8 protein-coding genes are annotated in these 10,507 nt (G+C 45.3%); all 8 read left to right on the top strand.

What is annotated here, in order from left to right; genetic code table 11:
• Window positions 1-166: 166 nt before the first annotated feature.
• Window positions 167-844: a DUF3298 and DUF4163 domain-containing protein gene (locus R5H20_RS03675; protein WP_006637290.1), complete on the top strand. Its 678-nt coding sequence runs from the start codon at window positions 167-169 to the stop codon at window positions 842-844.
• A 79-nt stretch (window positions 845-923) separates the two neighbouring features.
• A complete protein-coding gene (locus R5H20_RS03680; RefSeq protein ID WP_006637291.1) occupies window positions 924-2,309 on the top strand; it encodes a polysaccharide deacetylase family protein in 1,386 nt (461 codons plus the stop codon).
• Between the two features lie 131 nt (window positions 2,310-2,440).
• Complete coding sequence (gene amyS, locus R5H20_RS03685; protein ID WP_006637292.1) at window positions 2,441-3,976, top strand: alpha-amylase; 1,536 nt, start codon at window positions 2,441-2,443, stop codon at window positions 3,974-3,976.
• A gap of 164 nt (window positions 3,977-4,140) precedes the next feature.
• Window positions 4,141-5,091 (top strand): LacI family DNA-binding transcriptional regulator, encoded by a 951-nt coding sequence (locus R5H20_RS03690; protein ID WP_006637293.1) that lies wholly within the window; start codon window positions 4,141-4,143, stop codon window positions 5,089-5,091.
• 120 nt (window positions 5,092-5,211) lie between these two features.
• On the top strand, window positions 5,212-6,975 hold the full coding sequence (locus tag R5H20_RS03695) for a glycoside hydrolase family 13 protein (protein WP_006637294.1): 1,764 nt from the start codon (window positions 5,212-5,214) through the stop codon (window positions 6,973-6,975).
• A 95-nt stretch (window positions 6,976-7,070) separates the two neighbouring features.
• Entirely contained in the window at window positions 7,071-8,324 is a 1,254-nt protein-coding gene (locus R5H20_RS03700) for an extracellular solute-binding protein (RefSeq protein WP_006637295.1), read from the top strand.
• A gap of 39 nt (window positions 8,325-8,363) precedes the next feature.
• A complete protein-coding gene (locus tag R5H20_RS03705; protein WP_006637296.1) occupies window positions 8,364-9,671 on the top strand; it encodes a carbohydrate ABC transporter permease in 1,308 nt (435 codons plus the stop codon).
• Window positions 9,671-10,507, top strand: coding sequence for a sugar ABC transporter permease (locus R5H20_RS03710; RefSeq protein ID WP_006637297.1), 837 nt, complete (start codon window positions 9,671-9,673; stop codon window positions 10,505-10,507). Before R5H20_RS03705 ends, R5H20_RS03710 begins: the two co-directional genes overlap by 1 nt.

Below are 10,507 nucleotides of genomic sequence, written 5' to 3' on the forward strand. Positions count from 1 at the left end.
ACATTCTCAAAGGTTGAGAGTGTCTTTTTTTCCTGATTGCGAAATTTTTGTCCAAAAACATTGACGCGGGATTTAAAAGTGAGTATCATTACAAATGTGATATAAATATTACATTTATGTTACAAAGGTAAAAATTATGAGATTGAAAGAGGTTTAAGTCAAAAAAATGTTTATAAAAAAAGCAATGGCGATTTTAGGATTTCTAGTCCTAACGTCTTTATTGCTGTTTATCATAAATAAATATTCAACCCAAACCAATGCGTCGTCTGCTGAAAAGGCTGCAGTCCATACTGAAATTTACAAAGGCAACGATCATTTATCCTATCCGACATTCAGCGATATAAAGGGCAAGGATTTAACACTGATTAATGATGCAATTGAACGTCATATGGAAGCTTCCTATAAAGAAGCCCAGTCACTGAAAAAAGAAGCGGATCAAAAAGGAGAGGAAAGCGCATATGAGACTTCCTATAAAGTCAAATATAATGACGGGAAGAAATTGAGCTTTTTAATCTACGACTACCAGTTTTCCGGCGGGGCGCACGGGGTGTATACTGTCACTTCCTATAACTATGATTTAAATGATCACAAGCGGGTCAAGCTGCTGGACGTTTTAAGTAATCAAGCAAAAATCGAAAACACGAAAAATTATATTATCAGCTATATTAACGAGCATCCGGAACAATTTTATTCTGACCTTAAAAAGAGCGATATCCGTTTAAACCAAAATACTGCATTCTATTTTACAAACAGTGGGATTTCCATAGTGTTCCAGCAGTATGATATTGCGCCGTCTGCTGCCGGCAACCAAGAAATTAAAATTCCTTCTTCCTATCTATATTAGTCTTGGTTTTGCAGGCAGGCATCTTTCTTCAGGGCAGGATCAGCGGATTGAATGAGCAGGAGCAGGAGAGTGAGAACAGATGTCTGTCAAGCCATCGGCTAGAACGATCAAAATCTTAATATTTATCACTATATTCATAGGATTGGCGGGATACTCTTTCAATAAAGTATCCACTAATGCAGAAGAGACCCATAAACAAGGAAAAGACCGGGAATATTCCAATGTCGGGGTTGAATCTTTTGTCAGCGACGGGAAACAAGAGAGATATGCCGTCCATTATCCGGTTTTTCATATGAAAGAAATCGATGAACCATTAAAAAAATATGTCAGCAAGGAACTGAACCGCTTTAAAGAAGAAAATAAAAGCGCGCGCGCCCGGCAGATCAATGGCCCGTTTGAATTGAACATCCAGTATAAAATCGCCTATTATTCAAAGCAGGCTGCCGCGGTTGTATTAAACGAATACATAGAGGCCGGAGGCGCTCCGGGAAAAACGGTGGTCAAAACATTTAATGCCGATTTAAAACATAAGAAGCTGCTTGCATTGGATGATCTTTTTGATAAGAATTCCGATTTTCTTTATAAGATCTCAAATCTATCTTATGAACAATTAAAACGGAAAAATCCCGCGGCCGATGATGAGCTGTTAAGGGAAGGGACAAGCCCTCTGGCAAAGAACTTCAGCCGTTTCGTTCTTCTGGAAGATGAGATACAATTTTATTTTGAGAAAGAGAAAACCGGTTTAGAGCAATCTGTCAACATCAAAAAAGATGAATTAAAAGATATATTAAAAGATCAATATAAAAGCATGAAAAAAAGCAAGACTCAGGAAAAACCGAAGCATAAAGCGGCCGTTCCCATTCCAAAAGAAAAAATTCGCGTCGGCCCAGATGATAAAGTGATCGCCCTGACATTTGACGATGGTCCCAATCCGGCCTCAACCAATAAAATCCTGGATGCATTAAAAACTTATGATGGACGCGGGACTTTCTTCGTTTTGGGAAGCAGGGCCCAATATTACCCTGAAACAATCAAGAGAATGCTGAGGGAAGGAAATGAAGTGGGCAATCATTCTTGGGACCATCCTTTGCTCACAAGGCTATCAAAGGAAAAAGCCTATAAAGAAATCAATGATACGCAAAACATAGTCGAGAAAATCAGCGGCCACCGTCCGACACACTTAAGGCCTCCGTACGGCGGGATCAACGATTCCATCCGCGGGCTCACAAATTTAAAAATCGCTTTATGGGACGTGGACCCTGAAGACTGGAAATTCAAAAACAAAGCCCGAATCGTCAATCATGTGATGAGCCACGCAGGAGACGGAAAAATCATACTGATGCACGATATTTACGCCACATCGGCCAGCGCCGCTGAAGAGATTATCAAAAGACTGACCAAGCAAGGCTATAAATTGGTCACGGTAACACAGCTTGAAGATATTCAAAAACAAAGAGGACATTAGAGAAAGCATTCATTTACTGCTTTCTCTTTTTTATATTGTAATCATTATAGGTATAAAGGTATTTGTGAAAATTTTCTTTTGATTATAGAATGTTTGTTGATCTTTCAGTATGTTAGAAAGGAGAGAGGGAAATGGTTTACAAATGCAAACGGATATTATGTTGTGTGCTGCTGTTTTTCATAGTGCTGCCGGCTTCTAAAACATATGCGGCAAGCCTGAACGGCACGCTGATGCAGTATTTTGAATGGAATCTGCCTAATGACGGCCAGCATTGGAAGCGCTTACAAAATGATGCGGGATATTTATCCGACATTGGGATAACGGCTGTTTGGATTCCGCCCGCCTACAAGGGAACGAGCCAGGCTGACGTTGGATACGGCCCATACGATTTGTACGATTTAGGGGAGTTCCTGCAAAAAGGGACGGTGCGGACGAAATACGGGATGAAAACAGAGCTTCAGTCAGCTGTCGGTTCGCTTCATTCCCAGAACATCCAAGTGTATGGCGATGTTGTCCTTAATCATAAGGCTGGGGCGGATCTGACGGAGGATGTCACCGCGGTTGAAGTGAATCCCGGCAATCGAAATCAGGAAATATCTGGAGAATATCGAATCAAAGCGTGGACAGGATTCAATTTCCCTGGACGCGGCAGCACATACAGTGATTTTAAATGGCATTGGTATCATTTTGATGGGACGGATTGGGACGAATCCCGAAAGCTGAATCGCATCTACAAGTTCCGCGGAGATGGGAAGGCATGGGATTGGGAGGTTTCCAGCGAAAACGGCAACTACGATTATTTAATGTATGCGGATGTCGATTATGACCACCCCGATGTTGTGGCAGAAATGAAACGGTGGGGAACCTGGTATGCAAAAGAGCTTCAATTGGACGGTTTCCGGCTTGATGCCGTAAAACATATTAAATTTTCATTTTTGAGCGACTGGCTGAAAGCGGTCAGGCAGTCAACCGGAAAGGAAATGTTTACGGTTGCGGAATACTGGCAAAATAACCTTGGAGAAATCGAAAACTACTTGCAAAAAACCGATTTTCAACATTCTGTATTCGATGTGCCGCTTCATTTTAACCTTCAGGCCGCATCTTCACACGGAGGCAGCTATGATATGAGGAATTTGCTGAACGGAACGGTTGTTTCCAAACATCCTTTGAAAGCGGTTACATTTGTCGACAACCATGACACACAGCCGGGGCAATCATTGGAGTCGACCGTCCAAACATGGTTCAAGCCGCTTGCCTACGCTTTTATTTTGACAAGAGAGGCCGGGTACCCGCAGGTTTTTTATGGAGATATGTATGGGACAAAAGGTCCTACATCGCGGGAAATTCCTTCTCTTAAAAGTAAACTGGAGCCGATTTTGAAAGCGCGCAAGTATTATGCTTATGGAACACAGCATGATTATTTCGATCATCCAGATGCCATCGGCTGGACGAGGGAAGGCGATCAATCCGTCGCTGCATCAGGCTTGGCCGCTTTAATCACAGACGGACCGGGCGGATCAAAGCGGATGTATGTGGGCAGGCAGCATGCCGGTGAGACATGGCATGACATCACTGGGAACCGTTCAGATTCCGTCGTGATCAATTCGGACGGCTGGGGAGAGTTTTATGTAAACGGCGGTTCGGTTTCGATTTATGTCCAACGATAGAAAGATCAGAGGGGCGGATTTCCTATAGGAAATCCGCTTTTTTATTTCCTGCGCTTTATAAAATCTCTTTCATTCCGTACTATAATGAATTTTAACGAATTGTTATCAGTCCAGGGTAGGACTTGATGGCAGTTTGAATAAGCGCAGGTGAGGCGGGGATGAAAATGGCAACGTTATCAGATGTGGCAAAAAAAGCAAACGTTTCAAAAATGACGGTATCGCGGGTGATCAATCATCCTGAGACGGTGACGGATGAATTGAAAAAGCTGGTTTACTCCGCGATGGAAGAGCTGAATTATATTCCTAACTATGCGGCAAGGGCGCTCGTTCAAAACAGAACACAGGTAGTGAAACTTCTGATTCTTGAAGAAATGGATACGACAGAACCTTATTACATGAACTTATTAACCGGGATCAGCCGGGAATTGGATCGCCACCATTATGCTTTGCAGCTTGTGACAAGGAAGTCTCTCAACATCGGCCAATGTGACGGCATTATTGCAACTGGGGTGAGACGGACTGATTTTGAAGGGGTAGTCAAGGCTTTTGAAAAACCTGTCGTCGTATTTGGACAGAATGAAATGGGCTATGACTTCATCGATGTCAATAATGAAAAGGGCGCTTTTATGGCGACGCGCCATGTCATGGGGCTGGGGAGCCGGGAGATCGCCTTTTTTGGGATTGACTTGGATGAGCCCTTTGAACGTTCAAGAGAAAAAGGCTATATGAAGGCGATGAATGAAGGTTTTAGAAAAACGAATATTTTTCGAATGGAAAACAGCTCGAAAAAAAGCGAGGGTCTTGCGAGGGAATGGCTGGAGTCGCATGATGATCCGTCTGCGGTTGTATGCGCTTCCGACCGGATCGCGCTGGGCGTCATCCGTGCGGTGCAGTCGCTTGGGAAGCGAATTCCCGACGATGTGGCGGTGACCGGGTATGACGGCGTGTTTCTTGACCGCATCTCATCGCCCCGCTTGACAACGGTACGGCAGCCTGTGGTTGAAATGGGAGAAGCTTGCGCGAGAACCTTGCTGAAAAAAATTCATGAGGATGGAGCCGTCCAGGGAAATCAATTTTTTGAGCCGGAATTAATCGTTCGCGAATCGACTTTGTAAGAGAATGATTCTGTTACCGTTAACATCAGGAAAACGATTGTTCCTCCTAACGCCGGCATGATAATTTCAACGTATGGACCGGTTAACATAAACCGCAAATGAAAAAGGAGGAGTTTTTAGATGGAATATGCAGCAATACACCATCAGCCTTTCAGCTCTTATGCTTATTCTTATGACGGGCGGACAGTGCATATCAAGATCCGCACCAAAAAAGGCGACGCCGATCAAGTCCGGCTGATGTGGGGAGATCCTTACGCGTACACGATAGAGTCGGCCAACGAGGCGCAAATGAAAAAAATCGCTTCAACAGAGGTGCACGATTATTGGTTTGCCGAAGTGACACCGCCATATAGACGGTTACAATACGCTTTTGTTTTAACAGACCGTGATCATGAAGATAGATTTTACGGCAGCTCGGGCGTCTGCCCATATCACGCTAAAACGCTGGGGCCGATCAACGACTATTTTAAATTTCCATTTGTTCATGACATTGATACGTTTCAAGCGCCTGAATGGGTCAAATCAACGATCTGGTATCAAATTTTTCCGGAGCGATTTGCAAACGGCCGTGAGGACTTGTCTCCTGAAGGCGTATTGCCGTGGGGGAGCAAGGAGCCTGACGTGAATGATTTTTTCGGAGGCGATTTGCAGGGAATTATCGACAAGCTTGATTATTTGGAGGAGCTGGGAGTAAACGGGATTTATTTGACGCCGATCTTTTCCGCGCCTTCCAACCATAAATACGACACATTGGATTACTATTCGATTGATCAGCATTTTGGAGATCCGGCGCTTTTTCGCACATTGGTCGACCAGCTTCACCGGCGGGGGATGAGAATCATGCTTGATGCCGTTTTCAACCATATCGGCAGCGCATCGCCGCAGTGGCAGGATGTCTTGGAAAACGGCGAACAATCCCGCTATAAAGACTGGTTCCATATTCATTCTTTCCCTGTTAAAGAAGGCGGTTATGATACGTTCGCCTTTACAAGCGACATGCCGAAGCTAAACACGGCCAATCCTGAAGTGCAGACATATTTGCTTGATATTGCTTTATATTGGATCCGCGAATTCGATATTGACGGCTGGCGCTTGGATGTGGCGAATGAAGTGGATCATGCTTTCTGGAAGACATTCCGCCAAGCCGTATTGAATGAAAAACCGGACCTTTATATTTTGGGCGAAATCTGGCACAATGCAGAGCCTTGGCTGAGAGGAGACGAATTTCACGGAGTGATGAATTATCCCTTCACAGCGCCGATGATTGATTATTTCGCGGACAGTGGAATTTCGGCTTCGCAATTGGCACACCGTGTAAACGCGCATTTGATGAATGGGATGCAGCAGGCCAATGAGGCGATGTTTAATTTGCTTGACAGCCATGATACACAACGGATTTTGACGAGGTGCGGCCACGATGAGAAAAAGGTGAGGTCCTTGCTGGCGTTTATGTTTGCCCAGACAGGCTCGCCATGCATTTATTACGGAACAGAAATCGGGCTTGACGGCGGAAATGATCCGTTATGCCGGAAATGCATGGTTTGGGAGGAAGACAAGCAAAATCAAAAAATGCTCAAGTTTATGAAGCGGCTGATTGCTTTGCGCAAACAGGAAAATGCGTTATTGACTTATGGGAGCCTCGAGTGGAATCTGCTGGATGATCGAAACGATTTTATCAGCTTTTCACGGGCTGCCGGTGACAAACAGCTGATCTATTTCTTTAATCAGGGAAGCGCTCCGCGCCGGGTCAGTTTGCAAGACTTGAAGATTGATAGCAGTACGAAAGTATATGATGCATGGACAGAACAGACGCTTGATCATGCTGATGTGATCGATGTGAATCCTGGCGAATTTTTCGTTTTGGGAGCCGCGGCCGCCCTGTAAATTCTGTTACCGGTAACAAGGCGAAAGGTGTTGTAACCGCTTTCTGTCGAGGATTACAATTGTTACGAGATTCTTGATAGAAGGGGGAAAAAGAGATGGCACATGTTAAAAAAGGTTTTGCATTATTGCTGGCGGCAGTCCTTACATTCGGTCTCGCGGCCTGTTCAGGGTCAAAGGATACGGCAGGCTCCGGCGGAAAAAAGGTGCTGACCGTGTCTGTTGAAGAAACCTATAAGAATGATGTCGAAAGCATAAAAGACGAATTTGAAAAAGAGAATGATGTCACCATCAAAATTGTGGAAAAACAAATGTTTGACCAGCTAGAGGCGCTTCCTCTCGATGGACCGGCGGGAAACGCGCCTGATGTTATGCTTGCTGCATACGATCGAATCGGCGGTTTAGGGAAGCAAGGCCATTTGCTTGAAATCAAACCGTCCGGCACAGACAGTTTCGGAGACAAAGAAATGCAGCAGGTGACGGTTGACGGAAAAGTGTACGGGATGCCGTTAGTCATTGAAACGCTTGTCTTATACTACAACAAAGACTTAGTAAAGACGCCGCCAAAAACATTTAAAGAGCTTGAACAGTTAACAGACGATCCGCGGTTTGCTTTTGCTTCGGAAAAAGGAAAATCGACCGCGTTTCTGGCAAAATGGACCGACTTTTATATGTCGTACGGTTTATTGGCCGGTTACGGCGGCTATGTATTTGGCAAAGACGGATCAGATTCCGGGGACATCGGGCTTAACAATAAAGGCTCGGTAGAAGCTGTTGAATATGCGATGAAATGGTTTCAGGAACATTGGCCAAAAGGCATGCAGGACAACTCAAGCGCCGACGACTTTATCCAGCAGACCTTTATAGACGGGAAAGCGGCGGCAATAATCGGCGGTCCATGGTCGGCGGCCAACTATAAAGAGGCCGGTTTGGATTACGGAGCGGCCAAGATACCGACGCTGCCAAATGGAAAAGAATATGCGCCGTTTGCCGGCGGGAAAGGCTGGGTTGCTTCAAAATATACGAAAGAGCCGGAGCTTGCTCAAAAATGGCTTGAATATGCCGCAAATGACAAGAATGCTTACAAGTTTTATGAGGATACAAATGAAGTGCCGGCCAATACAGCCGCCCGCAAAAAAGCGGGAGAACAAAACAATGAATTGACCACGGCCGTCATCAACCAATATGAAACGGCGACACCGACACCGAATATTCCGGAAATGGCGGAAGTGTGGACCGGAGCGGAAAGCTTGATATTTGACGCAGCTTCAGGAAAAAAATCACCACAGCAATCAGCGGATGATGCCGTAGACGTGATCAAAGAAAACATTAAAGAAAAATACGCGAAATAAAACGGCGGTTTAGCGTCCGGAAGAATAGAGGGCGAAAAAATGAACAAAGATCAAACACTTGCAAAAGAGAGGCGGAAAGCAGGGCTTTTATCCATCATTCCGGGAGTCGGACAGATCGCGAACCGGCAGATTTCAAAGGGAATTTTTTTTCTCGCCATTACAGGGTTGTTTGTTTGTGAATTAGGGATTTTCGGCATAAAGGCGCTCACCGGATTGATTACGCTCGGAAGTGTTCCCGGTGAAGATCATTCGCTGTTTCTGCTCATCGAAGGCACGCTGCAATTGATTGTGACGCTGCTGTTTCTGATGTTCTACATCTTTAATATTTATGATGCCCGCAAGACCGCCGCGATGAAAGCGGCGGGCTTAAAGGTCAGCACGACGGCCCGGGACATGATCAGGAATGCAGGAGATAAAGGGTTTCCATATTTATTTACACTGCCGGCATACTTTATGATGGTGTTTGTCATTATTTTTCCGGTTCTCGTGACTCTGTTTGTCGCATTTACCAACTATGATTTTTATCATATTCCGCCTAACAGCCTGATTGACTGGGTCGGGTTTAAAAACTTCATGAATATTTTACTCCTCGGTTCCTATCGGGAGACATTTACCGATGTACTGGGGTGGACCATCATCTGGACGATCTGCGCGACAACGCTGCAAATTGTTCTCGGCATAGCGACCGCGCTTATCGTCAATCAGGATTTTATTAAGGGCAAGCGGATATTTCGAATGATCTTTTTGCTCCCGTGGGCTGTTCCGGCTTTTATTACGATAATGAGCTTTTCTAATATCTTCAATGACAGCATCGGCGCTATGAACGCACAGGTTATTCCATTATTGAATCATCTGCCGTTTGTGGATCTGCCGGCGGTCTCGTGGAAGACCGACCCGTTCTGGACGAAGACGGCTCTGATTATGATACAGACCTGGCTCGGATTTCCGTATATTTATGTCATGGTGACGGGCGTGCTTCAGGCGATTCCAGGTGAAATGTATGAAGCGGCAAAGATTGACGGGGCCACTTTTATTCAACGTTTTCAATATATCACATTGCCGATGATTTTATTTGCGACCGCACCCGTGCTGATTACGCAGTATACGTTTAATTTCAATAATTTTTCGATCATCTACTTATTTAATGAAGGAGGACCGGGAAGCGCGGGAGCCGGAGCCGGGTCAACCGATATATTAATTTCCTGGATCTATAAGCTGACAACCGGGACTTCGCCGCAATATTCCGTCGCTGCCGCTGTCACGCTGTTAATTTCTTTCATTGTCATTGGAGTTTCCCTGATTGCTTTTAAGAAATCGAATGCGTTTGGCAATGAGGAGGTCATGTGATGAATGCGCGAACCGCCAGGATCCTTACCAAAATCTGCACCTATTTCTTTTTGGCGCTTTTAAGCATTGTCATTATATATCCGCTGCTGATTACGGCTTCTTCCGCGTTTCGTGTGGGAAATGTGACGTCTTTTCAGCTTGATTTTTCCGGTTCATGGACATTGGATCATTTCAAGCGGCTGTTTGAAGAAACGCTTTATCTTCATTGGTATGGCAATACACTTATAATCGCGTTGTCGGTCATGGTGCTGCAGGTTACCGTCGTGACGCTTGCGGGCTATACGTACAGCCGCTATCGCTTTGCGGGCAGAAAAAAGAGTTTAATATTCTTTTTGATCATTCAGATGGTGCCGACGATGGCGGCGCTGACAGCTTTTTACGTCTTGGCCATGCTGATCGGCGCTCTCGATCAGTACTGGTTTTTAACAGCAATCTATATCGGCGGAGGAATTCCGATGAACACATGGCTGATGAAAGGCTATTTTGATACCGTGCCGAGAGAAATTGATGAAGCTGCACGGATTGATGGGGCAGGACATTTGCGGATTTTCGCCTCGATTGTGCTGCCGCTGGTGAAGCCGATGCTTGCTGTGCAGGCGCTTTGGGCGTTTATGGGGCCGTTCGGCGATTATTTGCTGGCCAAGTTTTTGCTCCGTTCGCCTGAACGAATGACGATCGCCGTCGGATTGCAGTCCTTTATATCCAACCCGCAGCAGCAAAAAGTCGCGCTGTTTGCGGCCGGAGCGATACTTGCGGCGCTGCCGATATGTGTATTGTTCTTTTTTCTCCAAAAGAACTTTGTGTCCGGTCTGACAACCGGCGGAACGAAGGGATAA

The organism is Bacillus sp. KICET-3 (assembly GCF_033261025.1).
Lineage (GTDB): Bacteria > Bacillota > Bacilli > Bacillales > Bacillaceae > Bacillus > Bacillus sonorensis.